18 protein-coding genes are annotated in these 18,789 nt (G+C 61.3%); 11 read left to right on the top strand and 7 right to left on the bottom strand.

Annotation, left to right across the window (positions count from 1 at the left end; all coding sequences use genetic code 11):
• Nucleotides 1-9: 9 nt before the first annotated feature.
• Nucleotides 10-2,382 carry a penicillin-binding protein 1B gene (mrcB, locus tag G505_RS0119130; protein ID WP_028110997.1) on the bottom strand — a complete coding sequence of 791 codons (2,373 nt, stop codon included), beginning with the start codon at nt 2,380-2,382 and terminating at the stop codon, nt 10-12.
• Nucleotides 2,383-4,857, bottom strand: a complete 2,475-nt coding sequence (hrpB, locus tag G505_RS0119135) for an ATP-dependent helicase HrpB (RefSeq protein ID WP_245568404.1) — start codon at nt 4,855-4,857, stop codon at nt 2,383-2,385.
• Between the two features lie 130 nt (nt 4,858-4,987).
• On the opposite strand from hrpB, the gene thpR reads away from it, so the two are divergent.
• Together thpR and G505_RS22060 are read left to right on the top strand one after the other, a co-directional pair.
• Complete coding sequence (gene thpR / locus G505_RS22055) at nt 4,988-5,500, top strand: RNA 2',3'-cyclic phosphodiesterase (RefSeq protein ID WP_051216473.1); 513 nt, start codon at nt 4,988-4,990, stop codon at nt 5,498-5,500.
• Between the two features lie 155 nt (nt 5,501-5,655).
• Nucleotides 5,656-6,528 carry a GGDEF domain-containing protein gene (locus G505_RS22060; RefSeq protein ID WP_051216476.1) on the top strand — a complete coding sequence of 291 codons (873 nt, stop codon included), beginning with the start codon at nt 5,656-5,658 and terminating at the stop codon, nt 6,526-6,528.
• 56 nt (nt 6,529-6,584) lie between these two features.
• On the opposite strand, the gene pepB is transcribed toward G505_RS22060, so the two are convergent.
• Nucleotides 6,585-7,856 (bottom strand): aminopeptidase PepB, encoded by a 1,272-nt coding sequence (gene pepB, locus G505_RS0119150; RefSeq protein WP_028110999.1) that lies wholly within the window; start codon nt 7,854-7,856, stop codon nt 6,585-6,587.
• A 97-nt stretch (nt 7,857-7,953) separates the two neighbouring features.
• Here pepB and G505_RS0119155 point away from each other — a divergent pair, with 97 nt between their 5' ends.
• The 9 genes from G505_RS0119155 to panD all read left to right on the top strand — a co-directional run bounded on the left by G505_RS0119155 (nt 7,954) and on the right by panD (nt 15,159).
• Entirely contained in the window at nt 7,954-8,607 is a 654-nt protein-coding gene (locus G505_RS0119155; protein WP_028111000.1) for an NAD-dependent epimerase/dehydratase family protein, read from the top strand.
• Entirely contained in the window at nt 8,597-9,307 is a 711-nt protein-coding gene (gene sfsA, locus G505_RS0119160; RefSeq protein ID WP_028111001.1) for a DNA/RNA nuclease SfsA, read from the top strand. Before G505_RS0119155 ends, sfsA begins: the two co-directional genes overlap by 11 nt.
• Before the next feature lie 162 nt (nt 9,308-9,469).
• Complete coding sequence (gene dksA / locus G505_RS0119165; RefSeq protein WP_028111002.1) at nt 9,470-9,916, top strand: RNA polymerase-binding protein DksA; 447 nt, start codon at nt 9,470-9,472, stop codon at nt 9,914-9,916.
• A gap of 51 nt (nt 9,917-9,967) precedes the next feature.
• A complete protein-coding gene (gluQRS, locus tag G505_RS0119170) occupies nt 9,968-10,846 on the top strand; it encodes a tRNA glutamyl-Q(34) synthetase GluQRS (protein ID WP_035385558.1) in 879 nt (292 codons plus the stop codon).
• 138 nt (nt 10,847-10,984) lie between these two features.
• Nucleotides 10,985-12,337, top strand: coding sequence for a polynucleotide adenylyltransferase PcnB (gene pcnB, locus G505_RS0119175; protein ID WP_084644073.1), 1,353 nt, complete (start codon nt 10,985-10,987; stop codon nt 12,335-12,337).
• Nucleotides 12,337-12,855, top strand: coding sequence for a 2-amino-4-hydroxy-6-hydroxymethyldihydropteridine diphosphokinase (folK, locus tag G505_RS0119180; protein ID WP_028111005.1), 519 nt, complete (start codon nt 12,337-12,339; stop codon nt 12,853-12,855). Before pcnB ends, folK begins: the two co-directional genes overlap by 1 nt.
• A 77-nt stretch (nt 12,856-12,932) precedes the next feature.
• Nucleotides 12,933-13,727, top strand: a complete 795-nt coding sequence (panB, locus tag G505_RS0119185) for a 3-methyl-2-oxobutanoate hydroxymethyltransferase (RefSeq protein ID WP_028111006.1) — start codon at nt 12,933-12,935, stop codon at nt 13,725-13,727.
• Between the two features lie 9 nt (nt 13,728-13,736).
• The gene (gene panC / locus G505_RS0119190; protein ID WP_028111007.1) at nt 13,737-14,588 is read left to right on the top strand and encodes a pantoate--beta-alanine ligase; all 852 of its coding nucleotides are present in this window, start codon (nt 13,737-13,739) and stop codon (nt 14,586-14,588) included.
• 190 nt (nt 14,589-14,778) lie between these two features.
• Complete coding sequence (gene panD, locus G505_RS0119195) at nt 14,779-15,159, top strand: aspartate 1-decarboxylase (RefSeq protein WP_028111008.1); 381 nt, start codon at nt 14,779-14,781, stop codon at nt 15,157-15,159.
• Nucleotides 15,160-15,614: 455 nt separating this feature from the next.
• Here the strand turns inward: panD and trmB are convergent, their stop codons facing one another.
• From trmB to hpt, 4 genes are all read right to left on the bottom strand, one after another.
• On the bottom strand, nt 15,615-16,337 hold the full coding sequence (trmB, locus tag G505_RS22065) for a tRNA (guanine(46)-N(7))-methyltransferase TrmB (protein WP_051216478.1): 723 nt from the start codon (nt 16,335-16,337) through the stop codon (nt 15,615-15,617).
• 54 nt (nt 16,338-16,391) lie between these two features.
• The gene (locus G505_RS0119210; RefSeq protein WP_028111009.1) at nt 16,392-17,162 is read right to left on the bottom strand and encodes an ABC transporter permease; all 771 of its coding nucleotides are present in this window, start codon (nt 17,160-17,162) and stop codon (nt 16,392-16,394) included.
• Nucleotides 17,159-18,097, bottom strand: coding sequence for an ABC transporter ATP-binding protein (locus G505_RS0119215; protein ID WP_035385560.1), 939 nt, complete (start codon nt 18,095-18,097; stop codon nt 17,159-17,161). Before G505_RS0119215 ends, G505_RS0119210 begins: the two co-directional genes overlap by 4 nt.
• A gap of 157 nt (nt 18,098-18,254) precedes the next feature.
• Complete coding sequence (hpt, locus tag G505_RS0119220) at nt 18,255-18,788, bottom strand: hypoxanthine phosphoribosyltransferase (protein ID WP_028111011.1); 534 nt, start codon at nt 18,786-18,788, stop codon at nt 18,255-18,257.
• Nucleotide 18,789: the final 1 nt, after the last annotated feature.

Raw genomic sequence — 18,789 nt, forward strand, 5'->3', positions numbered from 1 at the left:
CCATCGCCTCTAAAGCCCCAATACCCGCTCCAGCCAGTTGCGCTCCCGGCCAGCACCGTCACAGCCGGTGGGGTTGGGCCAGCTGCGGGCATCCGCCGGCAGGGCCCTGGCACCATGGCAATCCTCAGCCACCGCCACACCACGCGCATTGAAGTAGCCCTGCAGTGTCCCTTCTGGAGGGGTCAACACCAGAGACAAGGGATCCCGCTGAGCCAGATAGCGGCGATAGAGAGGCAGGGCGGCACTGGAGCCGTAGAGATTGGCCGCCCCGTTGTCATCCCTGCCCACCCAGGTGATCACCACATCCCTGTCATCGAAGCCAGCAAACCAGGCATCCCGGCCGTTGGAGCTGGTGCCGGTCTTGCCCGCCAGAATAACTCCGGGGAACGCCTCGGCCAGCCGACGACCTGTTCCCCGGACTACCACTTGAGTCAACAGATGGTCCACCAGATAAGAGGCCTGCTCAGACAGCGCCTGACGGCTGCGATCCCTGTGCTCGGCCAGAGGCGCATTGTCCTGATCCAGCACATGGCGCACCGTATGCAGCTGCTGATACCGGCCGCCATTGGCCAGGGTCTGATAGATCTGGGCCAACTCCAGAGGGGATCCCTCCATGGAGCCCAGTAACATTGACGGCACCGGATTGATGGGCTGCTGCCACCCCGCTTCCATCAGGCTGCCCTCCACCGCCTCCAGTCCCAGGTTCATCCCCAGATTCACCGTGGGCACGTTGTAGGAGCGAACCAGGCCATCCGACAAGGGCACCTGCCCCCGATACTGCTTATCGTCGTTCTTGGGCGACCAGGTTGAACCGCCACTGCTCTTCAGGGTGATGGGCTCATCCTTCACCGGGGTGGCCAGATTGAAGCGCTGAGGCTGGGCCAGGGCCGTGAGATAGACGAAGGGTTTCACCAGAGAGCCGATGGGGCGCCGCGCATCCCGGGCCCGGTTGAACCCCTTAAACTCGGGATTACGATCGCCAACCATGGCCAACACCCCGCCCTGGTAGCGATCCACCGCCACCATGGCACTCTGCAGGCTGTCATCGTTGCGATCACGGCTCAGCTGATCCATCCCCTTGCTGACTGCCTGCTCCGCCGCCTTCTGGGCCAAGGGATCGAGGGTCGTGTACACCTTGAGCCCGGATCGCTTCAGGGTCTGAGGGCCATAGCGGTTGGCCAGTTCGAAACGGACCTGCTGCATGAAGGCGGGCACACGATGACGCTGCCGCGACTTGGCATCGCGTACCCCCAAGCCTTGCCCCGCAGCCTGCTGATACTGGTCCCGGGAGATCAGCCCCTCCTCCAGCATCAGCTTCAGCACCAGATCCCGCCGCTGTGCCACCCGCTCGGGGAAGCGCCAGGGGTTGTAGTAACTGGGTCCCTTGATCATCGCCACCAGGGTGGCCTGCTGGCCTATGGTCAGCTCCTCGATGGGCCGGTGGAAATAGAAGCGGGCCGCCAGCCCGACGCCGTGAACCCCGATGCTGCCATCCTGGCCCATGTACACCTCATTGAGGTAGGCCTCCAGGATGGTGTCCTTGTCGTAGCGGTAGTCGATGATCAGCGCCATCAAGGCTTCCCGGACCTTACGCCACAGGGAGCGCTCCCGGTTCAGGAAAAAGTTCTTCGCCAGCTGCTGGGTCAGGGTGGAGCCCCCCTGAACGGTCCGGCCCGCCTTGAGATTCACCACCAGGGCCCGGGCGATGGCCAGCGGGGCCACACCATGGTGGTGGTAGAACTCCCTATCCTCGGTGCGCAACAGGGCATTCACCAGACTCTCAGGGATCTGCTCCCTGGGGATAAACAGCCTGTCTTCCCGGTCACCGGCAACAATGCGATCCAGCAGCAGGGCCTCCAGGTGAACGAAACCCAGGTCCCGGCCGTCGCTGGAGCGCTGCAGCCGGGTGATGCGGTTGTCGCTGAAACGGATCATCACCTTCTGGGCTGGCTCGAAGCCGCCCGGGCCGTCATAGGCCCGTTTGAACAGCTCCACCCGGTCGCTGGCCACAGCAAACTCCCCTTCATGGCTGGGATGGCCGGTGTTGCGATACCCCAGCAGTGACAACTCCTGCTTGAGCTGAGCATGGGTAATGGGCGCCCCGGGATAGATGGCCATGGGACGGGCGTAGATCTGCGCCGGCAGGTGCCAGCGCTGCCCCTCGAACTTGTCGGCAATGACCTGGTCCAGGTAGACGCAGTAAGCCGCGGTGATGCCTAACAGGGCCAAGGCACCGATCAGGGCAATGCCCAGCAGGCGCCGCCCCCAGCGACGGGGCTGACGGCTGTTTTTGCGGGCTGAGCCCTTGCGGGCCGACGCTTTTCGGGGCGCCCTTTTTGGCTGTTTTGGGCGAGTGGTCGTACGACTGGGCTGTTTGGCCATCTACTGCTGTTGCATCCTCTTTTTGGTCACTCGGGTCGCCTGGGCATTGGCGGGGTCATCGGGCCACAGGTGTTTGGGGTAGCGCCCCTTCATCTCTTTCTTCACCTCGTTCCACGCCCCCTTCCAGAAAGCGGCCAGATCTTCGGTCACCTGCAACGGCCTGTGAGCCGGGGAGAGCAGTTCCAGGGTCACCGGCAGCTGGCCACGCGCCAGCCTGGGGGTGGCCGCCTCACCATACATCTCCTGAACCCGCACCGCCAACTTCACCCCCTTGGGGTGATAGTGAAGCTTCAACTTGCTGCCTGTGGGCGCCTGCCAATGAGTGGGCAGCAGAGCGTCCAACTGCTGCTGCAGGGCCCACTCCAGACTGGCCTGAAGGATCCCCTTGAGATCCACCTTTTTCAGCTGGGCCACCCGCTTCAAGCCGGTCAGATAGGGTCCCAGCCAGGCTTCCAGCCCTTCCATCAGCGCCTGATCGCTGAGATCCGGCCAACCCTGTTCAGGGCAGAGCCGGCGGGCGTGGTCTAGCCTCAGGCGCCACTGTTCAATGGATTCATTCCAGGGCAGCAGGCCAAGCCCCTGTCGGCGAATCGCCTCCAGCAAGGCCAGACGGTAATCCTCATCGCTGATGTCGGTCAACGGCAGGCGTTTGAGCGTCAGACTGCCCAGCATCTGCCTCTGCTCTGCCACCAGCTCACCGCTTTTGCTGTCCAGGTGCTGGGCGCGTTTGCTGACGATCAGGTGTGGCATCGCCTGGGTCAGCAGTGACAAATCCAGCTCAGCGGCGAGATGAATTAGGGCATCCCCCTGCCCCTGGCGCTCAGACAGCTGAGCCGCCACCAGTAAGCCATGACGCCCCTGCCAGGGGTCATCCTGAGGCAGGGTGGCGCCACTGCCCCCGCTGAGTTGATAACGACCGTCCTTGCCTCTGGCCTGGGCGATGCGGTCCGGATAGGCCAGGGCCAGCAATAAACCGGCATGGTCGCCGGAAGCGGGCGCGCCTTTGCACCCCAGTTGGCCACGCCACTTCTGTGCCTGCTGTTTTGCGGGGCCCGCCAACTTACCCAGGCGCAGCTCGATGTCCACGCCAACCCGGCGCCCGCGCAGGGGATCCGCCTCCTCCAGCAGCGCCGCCAGTTCACAGGCCAGCGTCTGCAACCCAGAGACACCGAGACTCTGCTCGAGCTCAGCCGCTTTGAGCAACATGTGGCCAAGGCGGGGATCGCTGCCCAGGCGGTGGACCTGACGCCCCATAGAGGTCAGTCGATGCTGCCCATCCACCAGCTCAAGTTGCTGAAGCAGTATCCAGGCCCGATTCATGGCCGCCTTGGGCGGCTCGGTGAGCCAACACAGGTCGGTCGCCTGTCGGCAGCCCCAGGCTGCCAGCTCCAGTGCCAGATGGGTCAGGTCCGCCGTGGTGATCTCCGGGGCATCACTTTCCGCCAGCCCCTGTTGCATCGCGTCACTCCACAGGCGCACCCCATGACCCGGCATCAATCGCCCGGCTCGGCCGCTGCGCTGAGCCGCAGAGCCCTGACTGATGCGCACCGTCTCCAACCGGGTCAGGCCACTGCGCAGGTTATACCTGGCCTGACGCTGCCAGCCCGCATCCACCACCACGGAGATGCCGTCGATGGTCAGGCTGGACTCGGCAATATTGGTCGCCAGAACCACCTTACGAACGCCCGAGGGCGGCGAGGCAATCGCCTCATCCTGCTCCCTGGGGGACAGCTGGCCATAGAGGGGACAGAGTTTAACCCCGTCTGCCAGTCCCTGTTGCAGCTGCTCCTGGGCCCGACGAATCTCGCCCTGACCGGGGAAGAAAGCCAGGATGTTGCCCTGCCTCTGGCCCAGCTGGCGGCGAATCTGGGCCACCGCGTGATTGACCCAGGGCTCACCCTGGGGCACCGGCTGGTACTCCAGCGACACCGGGTAGCTGCGACCCTCGCTGCTCACCTTAACCGCATCAGTCAGGCACTGTTCAAAGCTCTGCCCCTCCAGGGTGGCGGACATCAGCATCAGGGTCAGGTCCTCCCGCAGCCCCCCCTGGACCTCCAGAGCCAGGGCCAGGGCAAGATCCGTGGCCAGATGACGCTCATGCACTTCGTCGAACAGCACCAGTGCGACCCCGTCCAATTCGGGATCACTCTGAATCTGGCGGGTCAGCACCCCCTCGGTAACGATCTCCAGTCGGGTACGGGCACTGACCCGGGTCTCACCGCGAACCCGCAAGCCCACGGTCTCTCCGACGCTCTCCCCAAGCTTCGCCGCCAGATAGCGGGCGATGGCCCGGGCGGCGATGCGCCGAGGCTCCAGCAACAGTATGCGCCCCTTGACTTCGGGCCAGCCAAGCATCGCCAAAGGAAGGGCCGTGGACTTACCGGCGCCTGTGGGGGCCTGAAGGATGATCTGATTGTGGGAGGCCAGGGCCTGGCGCAATGGGCCAAACACCTCTTCGATGGGCAAAGCGGACAAGGGGGCAACGTTCCTCAACAGCATGGAAACCGACAGTGTACCCCCGGGGTGCACCGGGGCCAAGGGGGTGGTCGCTTTCGCCTACGAGCGGGAATATACTGACCTTAAAGGAGTTCAATCAAAGAGAACCATGGCCGAACGACTGTTTTTCGCCCTGCCTGTCAGCATCAGCAGCCAGATGGCCCTGATTAAGCACCAGGCCCACCTGGGGCAGTTGGGCAGGGTGGTGCCCGCCACCAACTTCCACCTGACCCTGGCGTTTCTGGGCCAGGTCACTCAAAAACAGAAGGAAGCGCTGATCGATCGCTGGCAGGATCTGGAGGTGCCCAGGCTGAATCTGACCCTGGATCGCTACCTGCATTTTCCCAAGGCCGGCGTGGTCTGTCTCGGCTGCGACCCATCCCCCATCGCCCTGAACCGGTTGGCCGCACAGCTCAGGCGGGATGCCGCCCAGCACGGGCTTCACAACCACAGGGCGCCTTTTCGTCCCCACGTCACCCTGTTTCGCGGGGTGCATGAGATCACCGAGTTGCCCGAACCCGCACCGGTCACCCTGGAGCTCAACGAGGTGCAGTTGATGCGTTCTCACCGGGAGATGGGCAAGCTGATCTACAGCCCTCTGGTGCGTTGGCACGCCCGATAAAATCGATGATCTCTCACCCAGCTACTGACATCACTTGAGCCGGTTCACAGCCCTCATATATTTCTTTACACATGTGAACCATATAACAGAATCAACCACTTAATTTCAGGAGTATGGGTTTAAGAGGGCAAAGCCCGAAGACGGAGCCATTTAAGATGAGCACCCTGTTCCCCCTGATGGGTAACACCATGGTGATATTGGGCATCACCATGCTTGCCATCGCCTCCATCAAGGTCGGAGATCTGTTACAACGTCTTCCCAACCGCCAACTCTTCCGCAGCTGGCAATTCCTGCGTCTGCTCATCCTGCTGTTTATACTCGGCTACACAGGCTTCAGCCTGATGAACTGGGACAGCTATCTGGGCTGGAGCCATATGCTGGTGCCCATCGTCTTCTTCGGCGGCGCCATCTTCGTGTTGCTGGTGTGCACCCTCTCCCTGAAGACCACCAAGGTGGTGCAGCAGGTGTACAGCCTGCAGAAAGAGGCGGTGACCGACCCGCTGATGGGGATATTCAATCGCCGCTACCTGGATCGCAGGATGCAGGAGGAGGTGCTCACCTGTCGCGACAACCTGAGTCCCCTGACCCTGATGATGCTGGACATCGACCACTTCAAGAAGATCAATGACACCTATGGCCACCCTGTGGGCGATGAAGTCTTGAAGGCTCTGGGTAATCTGCTGGTGCACCACACTCGCAACGCCGACGTCGTCGCCCGCTATGGCGGCGAAGAGGTGGCAGTGTTACTGCCGAACACCAGCGGCAGTGAAGCCAAGGCTCTGGCAGTCAGGCTTCACAAGGAGATCGCCAAGCTGAGGGTCCCTCTGCCCGAGGTAGACAGAACCACACGCCCCCCCATCTCCTTCTCGGTCAGCATCGGTGTGGCTGGCTGCAATGGCGGCTCTGCCGATACCATTCGGCTTCTCACCGCCGCAGATCTGGCCCTGTACCAGGCCAAACAAAATGGTCGAAACCGTGTCGAATGTTGCCCGGATCTCAGGCTGGCCACGGCCACCTGTGCAACCTGACCCTAAAAAAACGCCCCGCAGAAGCGGGGCGTTGTCTCTGGTCAAACCGACCTGAATCAGCTCAGCAATTTAGCCAAAGTCAGCATGCCCACACCTGTCGCACCCTCAGCCCACAGGCCGTTGGCGGAGTCCGAGTAACAGGCGGACAGATCGAAGTGCAGCCAACCTTGCTCAGGTTCGCCGGCAAACCGGCTCAGGAAGCCCGCCGCATTGGAGGCGCCGCCGAAGCCACCGCCCTTCTGTGCCTTGGAGTTGGCGGTATCCGCGAAGGCGGAGGGACACTTACCCTGGTGGAACTTGGCCAAAGGCAGACGCCACAGACCCTCGTCGACCTCGGCTGCGGCGGCCATGGCATCGGCACAGGCACCGTCGTGCAGACCAAACAGGGCATTGTAATCATCGCCCACCGCCACCATGGCGGCACCGGTCAGCGTCGCTGCGTCGATGATGCGCTTGGCACCGGCGTCATTGGCGGCCATCAGGCCATCGGCCAGCACCAGGCGACCCTCGGCATCGGTATTCACGATCTCAACACTGGTGCCGTTTTTGTAAGTGAGGACATCACCCAGCTTGTAGGCGTGGCCGGAGATCAGGTTCTCGGCGCAGCAAAGGAACAGTTTCACCCGCTTGTTGAGGCCGGAGCTGATGGCCAGGTGCAGGGCACCTGCCACCGTGGCGGCACCACCCATGTCACACTTCATCGCCACCATGGAGGCGCTGGGCTTCAGGCTGTAACCACCGGAATCAAAGGTGATCCCTTTGCCGACCAATGCCACCTCGACAGGAGCGTCGGCCTCGCCGGAAGGGTTATAGTCCAGCTCCAGCAGAACCGGGGGGCGCTCTGAGCCGCGGCCGACACCGTGGATTCCCACCCAGCCGGCGGTCAGCAGGGCTTCGCCCACCCACTGCTTGGATTTCACCCTGTCTGGCGCCAGACCGGTGATCTTCTCGGCCACCCGGTCCGCCAGGGCTTCTGGGCTGAGGTCTTCCGGCGTCATGTTCACCAGTTCACGCAACCAGTTGGCGGACTGCCACTGCCGCTCCAGCTGCTCAGACTCAGCGGCCCAACGAATCTCACCATCGAGCTTGGCGGTCTGGAAACCGTTGGCAAAGTGCCACTGCAGGGCTGGGGTCCAGCCTTCACCACACAGCTCAGCCCGGCGGATTCCCTGGCCAGTAAGCTTGCGGGCGGCGCCCTGAACTTGGCGCCCGAGGTCATCATCTCCCAGATGGATGCGGGCGGTGTCGCCCTCGAAGCTCAGAGAGGCTTCGCCCCAGTGGGCGGGGGCGCTGTCCTGGGTCAGGACCACTTTCATAAAGTTGCTCATGCGTTGTTCCCTTGCATTTTGTTATCCGACGCAGTGTATCATTGTGGCTCAGCCGGCGTAACTGTCGGTAATTTCTTGAGGTCTAAAGGACTAAGCCATGAGTCAAACCGCCGTCGTCATCGGCGCCACCGGCGTGGTGGGCCGGGCCCTGGTCGACCATTTGAGTCGCCACCCCAATATCCAACGGGTTCGCACCCTGACCCGGCGCCCCGCCCCCCACCCCAGTCCCAAGGTGGACAACAAGGTGATCGACTTCGACCAGCTCAGCCAGTACGCCGACCTGATGAAAGGGGATCTGCTGTTCTCCTGCCTGGGCACCACCAAAAAGCAGGCGGGATCCATCGAGGCCCAGCGCCATGTGGATTACCACTGCCAGTGGCGGGTGGCACAGCTGGCGGCCGAACAGGGAGTGGGTCACTACCTGCTGGTCTCCTCCAGCGGTGCCAACCCGAGGTCCAAGTCCCCCTACCTCAAGATGAAAGGGGAGCTGGAGCAGCGGGTGCAGTCCCTGCCTTTTAACCGCATCAGCCTGTTCCAGCCCTCTCTGCTGCTGGGCCAGCGCAGCGACTTTCGCCCAGGGGAGACTCTGGCGGCTCTGCTGCTGCCCGCGCTCTGCCTGTTGCCCGGGCTGCGCCGCTATCGCCCCATACGGGGCGAACAGGTGGCCGCCAAGATGGTGGCGGTCAGTCAGAGCCCTGGCCACCCCATAGAAACCTTCCGCCTAGACGAGTTATTTGATTATGAAGTTTGAAGTGCCATTGAAGTCGGCCACCCTGATCAAAAGGTATAAACGGTTCCTGGCCGACGTAGAGATGGCCGATGGCAGCGTCTTTACCCTGCACTGCGCCAATACCGGCGCCATGACCGGCTGTGCCACCCCGGGAGATACCGTCTGGTACAGCACCTCGGACAACCCCAAGCGCAAGTACCCCTGCAGCTGGGAGCTCACCGAAACCGCCTCAGGCCACTTTATCGGCATCAACACCGCCAACGCCAATACCCTGGCCCAGGAAGCGGTGGAACAGGGGCTGATCCCGGAACTGGCGGGATATGACCACCTGAGAAGGGAGGTTCGCTATGGCGTGGAAAACAGCCGGATCGATCTGCTGTTGGAAGATAAACGTAAACCTTCCTGTTACATTGAGGTCAAAAGTTGCACCCTGTTGCATCAGGGCCAGGGGTACTTTCCCGACGCGGTAACCGCCCGGGGCCAGAAGCATCTGAGAGAGCTGATGGAAATGCTAGACCAAGGTCATAGAGCCGCCCTGTTGTTTTTGGTGCAACATACAGGCATAGCCCAGGTTTCCCCGGCAAATCATATTGATCCCGCCTACGCCAAGCTGTGCAGAGACGCCGCCGACAAGGGGGTCGAATTTTACGCTGTGGGGACTGAGATCTCGCCCGACGGCATAACTGTGATGAAGCCACTGCCCGTGCTTCTCACCCCGTGACTAATGCTTGTCAGCGTTACTGAATGGTGTTATACGGGTAAAAAGGAACTGGAGCAGTACAGAATTTCAGACACTGTTTGCGTTAGCAAAAGTGATCTGCTATAGATACCGCCCACTTTTTCTGAGGAACGCCTCGCGCTTGGAAATGACAGGAGACGCGTGATGCCGGACGGCAAAGCGAAAAAGATCGGTGTACTTGCCTACGCCAATGTGGAACCTTACCGCGAAGAGCCCGGTGAGGAGTACATGAACGAGAAGCAGCTGGCGCACTTCAAAGCCATTCTTGAAGGTTGGCGCACCATGCTGCGTGAAGAGGTAGACCGCACGCTGAACCACATGCAGGATGAAGCCGCCAACTTCCCTGATCCTGTGGACCGCGCCGCCCAGGAGGAGGAGTTCAGCCTCGAACTTCGCACCCGGGACCGTGAGCGTAAGTTGATCAAGAAGATCGAGAAAACCCTTATCAAGGTTCAGGAAGACGACTTCGGCTTCTGTGATTCCTGCGGTGTCGAGATCGGCATCCGTCGACTGGAGGCGCGTCCCACCGCTGACCTCTGCATCGACTGTAAGACACTGGCCGAAATCAAAGAGAAACAGATGGCCGGCTAAGCCGACAAATGAAACGGGAGCTCAGGCTCCCGTTTTCCATTCCAGATCACCATGACAGATTATATCGGGCGCTTCGCCCCCTCCCCTTCCGGTCCCCTCCACTTCGGTTCCCTGGTTGCTGCCCTGGGCAGCTGGCTGCGTGCCCGCAGTCTTCAGGGCCAGTGGCTTCTGCGGATGGAGGATATCGATCCTCCCCGTGAAATGGCGGGGGCTGCCGACGACATACTGCGCACCCTGGAGCGCTTTGCCCTGACCTGGGATGGCGAGGTGCTCTATCAGAGCCAGCGCCATCAGGCCTATGACGCCGCACTCAGCTGGTTGCAGCAGCAGGGGCTGGCTTATTACTGCAACTGTCCGCGTAAGCGAATCAAGGCGCTGGGAGGGGTCTACGATGGCCACTGCCGGGACAGCCATCTCGACGGTCAGGACTGCGCCATTCGGCTGGTCAACGACCAGGGCGTCTCCAGTTTTGAGGACAGGTTGCTCGGCCCCATCGTCACCGACAGCGCGTTTGCCGAAGAGGATTTCATCATCCACCGCCGTGACGGCCTCTACGCCTACCAGTTGGCGGTGGTGGTCGATGACGCCTTTCAGGGGATCACCGAAGTGGTGCGGGGCAATGACCTGCTGGAAACCACGGTACGCCAGCAAACTCTACAACAAGCGTTGGGGCTCACCGTCCCGGGTTACCTGCATCTGCCCCTGGCAGTGTGGTCCGATGGCAACAAGCTCTCCAAGCAGAACCACGCTCCGCCGATCGGTGAGACAGCACCGGAGCTGGCGCTGAGTCAGGCTCTGGCGTTTCTGGGGCTGACGCCGCCACCAGAATTGTGGCAAGCGCCCTGCCCCACACAACTGGCCTGGGCTGTGAGCCACTTTCAGCTGGCCTCTCTGCCCACAGAGAGGAAGATCCTGTTACAGCAAAGCTGACGCCGACCGCCTTACCCACAACGCTGCTGCGGCTTATCATTTTGACAGCGATGAGGTATCATGGCGCGCCGATAATACCTTCAACCCTTACAGCCTGAAATTCAGTCGAGGTGTACCATTCTTAAGCGTCTGACCAAACTGGCAAAAAAACTTGTTAGTCGGGAACAAGAGATCCAGTTAGAACCCGAGCTGCAGATCCACCCCAGAAAAGCCCATGGGGTGTCACGCTCAGACATCAGCGAAAACGCCTTGAAGGTGCTCTACAGGCTGCATAAGGCGGGGTATGACGCCTATCTGGTGGGCGGCGGTGTCCGTGACCTGCTGCTGCGTCACCAACCCAAAGATTTCGATGTGGCCACCAACGCCACTCCGGAGCAGGTTCGCCGCCTGTTCCGCAACTGCCGTCTCGTGGGCCGCCGGTTCCGCCTGGCCCACATCCTGTTCGGCCGCGACGTCATTGAGGTGGCCACCCTGCGCGGCCATCACGACGAAGAGAGCAAGCACGCCAAGAAAGATGACAGCGGCAGGCTGCTGCGCGACAACGTCTATGGTTCCATCGATGAGGATGCCGAGCGTCGAGACTTCACCGTCAACGGTCTCTACTACGACATCAGCGACTTCAGCATCCGTGACTACTTCGGTGGAATGGAGGATCTCGAAGCCCGCCGCCTGAAGCTGATTGGCGATCCGGTGAAGCGTTACAGCGAAGATCCTGTGCGGATGCTGCGCGCCGTGCGCTTTGCCACCAAGCTGGAGTTCAAACTGGATCCCAGCGTGGAGAAGCCAATCTACAAGATGGCCCACCTGCTGAGCGACATCCCGGCCGCCCGCCTGTTTGAAGAAACCCTCAAGCTGTTCATGTCCGGCAAAGGCCTGGAGAACTTCCGCATGATGCGAGAGTTTGGCCTGTTTGCCCCACTGTTCCCCATGCAGGACAAAATGATGAGCGGCGAAGACGGCGACAAAGTGGTGAGCCTGGTGGAAGCGGTGCTGCGCAATACCGACGACCGGGTCAACGCCGACAAACCGGTGACTCCGGCCTTCCTGTATGCGGCCATGCTGTGGTACCCCATGCAATCCATGATGGACAAGCGCACCAGCAAGGGCGTCAGCCACTATGACGCCATGATGACCGCTTGCGGCGAAGTCGTCAGCACTCAGAGTAAAACCATCTCCATGCCACGACGCTTCTCCACACCGGCCCAGGAGATCTGGCAGATGCAGTCCCGCCTGGAGAAACGCTCCGGCGCCCGCGCCTTCCGCGCCTTCGAGCACCCCCGCTTCCGCGCCGCCTACGACTTCCTGGTGCTGCGCGGCGAAGCCGAAGGGGGCGATGTGGCCGAACTGGCCCGCTGGTGGACCAAGTTTGTCGAGTCCGACGATCAGGCCCGCCGCCTGATGGTGCGCAACCTGGGCTCCGAGGGTGGCCAGCGCCGCCGTCGCCGCCCACGCCGACGCAAGCCATCCGGCCAGAACAAGCCGGACGCCTGATGACCACCCGCGCCATTGTCGCCCTGGGCAGCAACCTGGGCGACTCCCCGGCCATCCTGGCAGAGGCGCTGCAGGCGATCCATCGCCTGCCCGGCACCCGGGTAGTGCACGCCTCTTCCCTCTACACCAGTCCCCCGATGGCGGGGATGCAACAACCGGATTACTGCAACGCCGTGGCGGCCATCGACACCGATCTGGCTCCGCTGGCGCTGCTGGACGCCCTGCAGGCCATCGAATTGGCCCAGGGGCGGGAAAGGCACGAGCGCTGGGGCGCCCGTACCCTGGACCTGGACCTGATCGGCTTCGGTGACCAATGCATCGACAACCAGCGGCTGACCGTCCCCCACTACGGCGTGGCGGAACGGGCTTTTGTGCTGCTGCCCCTGTTTGAGATCGATCCCGGCTACCAATTTGCCGACGGCCGCCAGCTGACCACCCTGCTGGCCGCCTGCCCCCCCCAGACCCTTTACAGAAAACCGGATTCTTTCCTGTTTTCAGGCGGTGACAGCCCGGCTTAAGAGCCTTCTCATTTGCAAGCGGGCCGTCATTAGAATATAAACTCCGATCCAACATCGAGCATTTGATGAGCAATCTGATGAAAGCGATCACTACTGCCACCCTCAAGAAGTGGAAGCAAGAGGGAAAGAAATTTGCTTCCTTGACCGCCTACGACGCCAGTTTTGCGGCGACGTTCGAATCCCAGGGCGTCCCCGTCATGCTGGTGGGCGACAGCCTGGGCATGGTTCTGCAGGGACACAGAGACACCCTGCCGGTCACCGTGGAGCAGATCGCCTATCACACCCGTTGTGTCCGTGCCGGCGCCCAGAAGGCGCTGGTCATCGCCGACATGCCCTTTATGAGTTACGCCACCAAAGAGCAAGCCTTCGAAAGTGCCGCCGCCCTGATGCAGGCAGGCGCCCAGATGGTGAAGCTGGAGGGCGGAGAGTGGCTGTTGGACACCGTCCGTGGTCTCACAGAGCGGGGCATCCCTGTCTGCGCCCACCTGGGTCTGACCCCGCAGTCGGTGCACCAATTTGGCGGCTTCAAAGTCCAGGGCCGCGACAGTGAGCAGGCTCGCCAGATCCTGGCGCAGGCCAAAGGCCTCGAGGCCGCCGGCGCCAGCCTGCTGGTGCTGGAGTGCATCCCCAGCACCCTGGCCCGCCACATCACCGAAAGCCTCAGCATCCCGGTCATCGGCATCGGTGCCGGTCCAGATACCGACGCCCAGATCCTGGTGATGCATGACGTTCTGGGGATCACCAGTGGGTACATCCCCAAGTTCTCCAAGAACTACATCAAGGAGCACGGCACCATTCAGGCGGCAGCCGCCGCCTTTGTCCGTGAGGTGGAGGAGGGGATCTTCCCCGCCGAGGAACACGGCTTCGAGTAAGGAGAGCCCATGCAAACCATCAGTGACACCCACCGGCTGCATCAGCAGCTGAAGCAGTGGCGAAGCCAGGGGCAGACCATCGCCTTTGTGCCCACCATGGGCAACCTGCACAGTGGTCACCTTTTGCTGGTGAAAGAAGCGAAGCAGCGCGCGGATCGTGTGGTGGTCAGTATCTTCGTCAACCCGATGCAGTTCGGGGCCGGCGAGGATCTGGACGCCTACCCGCGCACTCTGGAGCAGGATCAGGCCTCCCTGGTGGAACTGGGTGCCGATCTGCTGTTCACCCCCACTCCGGATCTGCTCTACCCCAAGGGGCTGGAGAATCAGACCTTTGTGGAGGTGCCCGGCATCTCCATGCTCTACTGCGGCGAGAGCCGTCCCGGTCACTTCCGGGGCGTCGCTACCGTGGTGTGCAAACTGTTTAATCTGGTGCAGCCGGATCTGGCTCTGTTTGGTATGAAGGATTACCAGCAGTTGGCCGTCATCCGCACCATGGTGCGCGATCTCAATATGCCCATTGAGATCCTGGGGATCGAGACCGTTCGCAACAGCGACGGCCTGGCCCTGAGCTCCCGCAACGGCTACCTCAGCGCCAACGAGCGCCAACTGGCCCCGGAACTGAAACGCACCCTGGACTGGATGGCTGAAAAACTTCGTGAAGACAACGATCTTCGCGCACTGGAACAGCAGGCGGCCGACCGTCTGAACAGTGCCGGATTCAGCACCGATTACATCCATATCTGCCATGCCCACAGCCTGGAAAAGGCCGGTTCCGACGACAAGGAACTGGTGATCCTGGCCGCCGCCCAACTGGGCCGGGCACGGCTCATCGACAACCTGCGGGTGGATCTGGCCGACTGATTTGGCTATAGTGCTCAGGTTAAAAAGGTGTAACAACCTGACTCAAAAGCCCAGCGACGCAAGGGAGACGCGTTTTCCCCGGCGTCGTTGTGCCACTTGAGCTGGCCGACGAGCCATCGCCCACGAGGCGAAGTAAACGGTTCGCCCCCAGGGGCTGGATCTTACCCAGAAGTAATTAGGGAATAACTAGATGCAACGTATCATGTTGAAGGGGAAGCTGCACCAGGCCCGCGTTACCCACGCGGAGCTGGAGTATGAAGGCTCCTGCGCCATTGATCAGGATCTGTTGGACGCCGCCGGCATTCTCGAGTATGAGAAGATTGAGATTTACAACATCGACAACGGTGAGCGGTTCAGCACTTACGCCATCAGTGGCGAACGTGGCTCCAAGATCATCTCGGTAAACGGCGCTGCCGCCCACAAGGCGAAGCCTCAGGACCGAGTGATCATCTGTGCCTACGTGGTCATGGACGATGAGGAAGCCAAAGCGCACAAACCTCAGCTGGTTTACCTGAACCAGGACAACGACATCAAGGGTACTGCCAACGTCATTCCGACCCAGGCAGCCTGATCCACAGGATCATCCCTTGTCAGGAAAGCGTCGCCTTGTGCGGCGCTTTTTTTTGTGCATTACTCCTGTTGCTGATCGCTCGAATGCGCACGGACAACGAACGTAACAGGACACGGCAGGGTATCTGACGGCGAACACAACGACCCGGCGTCGAATCCGAACGACGCACAGCAATTGCTCCTCGGGGCACAGGTCTTTCGGCGCCCCTGATGCCTGAACAGGGAATTAAAGCACGGCCAGCCAGAGCACCGCCCCTTCCGAGGCCATCACCAGGCTCATACCGACACCAATCACCAACCACTTCTGCTGCACTCTGCTCATTACGCTGCTCCTTCCGGGTAACCGCTCCAATACAGGAGGGATTTGCGAAAGCCATGCCAGAACTGTGTCTATGTAAAATCATAGACTTAAACAGACTGATAACAAGTGCAATGGACTGATTTTAGTGAATAAGGCTAACTTTTAGTGGGATTCGCAGGCAGCTGCAAACTCTGCTGCCAGGGCAGAGAAAACTCTTTCAGGTCTGCCCTCAGTTGATGCAGGGGCTGTCCGCTGAGACGATACTTGCGCTCGAAGGGGGTCAGGTCGTCGCCATCGAACCCCAGGGTATTGACCCTGGCGTCGATGCCGGCGATGGCCAGGCCCTGGGCAAACTCCTGCAGGTAGAGGAGCCAGTTGGAGCGCATCTCCAGCTTGCCCCCCAGCATCAGCAGGTAGGGAAACACCGCCGCCCCATGCCAGCGCCGCTGCAGATGGGCGGACTTGGGCCAGGGATTGGGGTAGAGCAGGTAGTGATGGCTCAGGCGCCAGTTATCGGCCACCGCCAGCCGCCAGAAGTCATTCAGGTCCACCCGGGCCAGCAGGTAGTTGTCCGCCTCCTGGCGGTACTCCTCATGCTTGCCCAGGCGGTGGGCGGACTTATCCATGCCGATCACCACCGCCTCCGGGTGGCGCCTGGCCAGATTGGCGGTGCTCTCCCCTACCCCGCAACAGGAGTCGAAGATCAGCGGTCGGCCGTCTGCCCTGACCCACTCCCGTATCCGGTAGAAGGTCTCCAGGGTGGCGTCATGAAACGGCTTTTCAAAAGGCCTGGCCAGGTGCTTGTGCACCAGAGAGTTCAGGCGGTCATGAACACCGTTCTGGTTGGAGACGATGATGCGGGAGTTGGCGTCGTGCATGGCGGATTCCGAAACAGGCTGTAAGGGCAGCGGCCAGGCCGCTGCCGTCGGGGATCAGTGACGCAGGCCGGTGCCCTTGTTGATCAGGTGATAGGCGACAGCGAAGAACAGGGCCACGAAGGTGAGGATCACCGCGAAGGCGCTGCCCAGACCGATGTCGCTGCTTCCCAGGAAGCCATAACGGAAGGCGTTGATCATATAGACGATGGGGTTGAGCTTGGAGACCCCCTGCCAAAACTCCGGCAGCATGCTGATGGAGTAAAACACCCCGCCCAGATAGGTCAGCGGCGTCAGCACGAAAGTAGGGATGATGCTGATGTCATCGAAGCTGTTGGCGAAGATGGCGTTGAGCAGACCTGCCAGGGAGAACAGCACCGAGGAGAGCAGCACCACGGAGACCAGCACCCAGGGGTTGTGCACCTGTATGTCCACAAACAACAGAGCCACTGCGGTGACGATCGCCCCGACAATCAGCCCCCGGGTCACGCCGCCGCCTATGTAGCCAAGGATGATCAACACATTGGGCACCGGTGCCACCAGCAGCTCCTCGATGTTGCGCTGGAACTTGGCGCTGTAGAAGGAGCTGGCCACATTGGAGTAGGAGTTGGTGATCACCGCCATCATGATCAGGCCCGGCATGATGAACTCCATGTAGCTGAAGCCCCCCATCTGGCCGATGCGGCTGCCCACCAGGTTGCCGAAGATCAGGAAGTAGAGGGTCATGGTGATCGCCGGCGGCACCAGGGTCTGCACCCAGATACGGGTAAAGCGGTTGATCTCCTTGCGCAGCAGGCTGCTGAACGCGATGTAATAGGGGTGACTCACGCCTGGGTCTCCTTACGGCCATTTTCTACCAGGGAGACAAACAGCTCCTCCAGCCGGTTGGCCCGGTTTCTCATGGACAACACTTCAATCTTCTGTTCGGTCAGCTTGGCAAACACCGCATTGAGCCCATCCTCCTTGGCCACATCCACTTCCAGGGTGTGATCGTCCAGGCGACGGTGGGAAAACGGCGCCAGGTCGGCCTGGGGACTGCCCGGGGCCAGATCCAGGATGAAGGTCTCCACACTGAGCTTGGCCAACAGCGCCTTCATGGAGGTGCACTCCACCAACTCACCCTTGTCGATGATGCCGATGTTACGACACAGCATCTCCGCCTCCTCCAGGTAGTGGGTGGTGAGGATGATGGTCACCCCCTGGCCGTTGATGCGGCGCAGAAACTCCCACATGGAGCGGCGGATCTCGATGTCCACCCCGGCGGTGGGCTCATCCAGGATCAGCAGCTTGGGATGGTGCATCAGCGCCCGGGCGATCATCAGCCGGCGTTTCATCCCTCCGGAGAGGTTACGGGCCGGCGTATCACGCTTGTCCCACAGCTCCAGCTGATCCAGGTACTCCTTGGCCCGCTCCTCGGCCAGGGCACGGGGCACGCCGTAGTAACCCGCCTGATTGATGACAATCTGCTTCACCGTCTCGAACTGGTTGAAGTTGAACTCCTGGGGCACCAGGCCGATGTGGCGCTTGGCCGCTTCCAGCTCACTGTCCAGGGGGTGACCGAACACCTTCACCGAGCCGGAGCTCTTGTTCACCAGGGAACTTATGATGCCGATGCTGGTGGACTTGCCAGCGCCGTTGGGGCCGAGCAGGGCAAAAAAGTCCCCCGCTTCCACGGACAGGTCGATCCCCTTCAGGGCTTTCACCCCACCGGGATAGGTCTTCTTCAGGTCGGTAATTTCGAGTGCGGGCACGCGCGAGGTCATGATTGGCTCCAAGCTGATAAGGCGGCCATTATACCCCCGCTACCAAAAGATAAAAGCGATTACGCGGTGCGGCTTTGTCGGTAAAACTCACCGGCGGATGAGGCAAAAACAGAAAGGGCGCCCCAAGGCGCCCTTGCTGTGCAATCAGGGTCCAGAATCACTCCTCGGAGGGGATCACCTTGGCGATGTAGGGCAGCTGACGGTAGGCCTCGGCATAATCCAGGCCATAGCCCACCACGAACTCGTCGGGAATGGCCACACCCACGTACTTCACCTCCACGTCAACGACGCGGCGGCTGGGCTTGTCCAGGAAGGAGGCGATGGCCAGGGAGGCGGGCTCACGGGAGTTCAGCAGTGCCAGCACCTTGGAGAGGGTGCGACCGGTGTCGATGATGTCTTCCACCACCAGCACGTGACGATTCTTGATGGAGCGGGCCAGATCCATGACGATCTTCACGTCGCCACTGGACTCGGTGCCCTCGCCATAGGAGGAAGCGGTCATGAAGTCCAGGTGAACATTGCCGTCCAGGCGGCGCACCAGATCCGACATCACGATGACGGAGCCTTTCAGCAGACCCACCACCAGCAGGGAGTCCACACCGGCGTAGTCACGGTTGATCTGCTCGGCCATCTTATCCAGGGCTTGGTTGATCTCCGCCTCGGAGATCATCACTTCCAGGGTATGTTTCATA

Source organism: Ferrimonas futtsuensis DSM 18154, assembly GCF_000422645.1.
Classification (GTDB): Bacteria; Pseudomonadota; Gammaproteobacteria; order Enterobacterales; family Shewanellaceae; genus Ferrimonas; species Ferrimonas futtsuensis.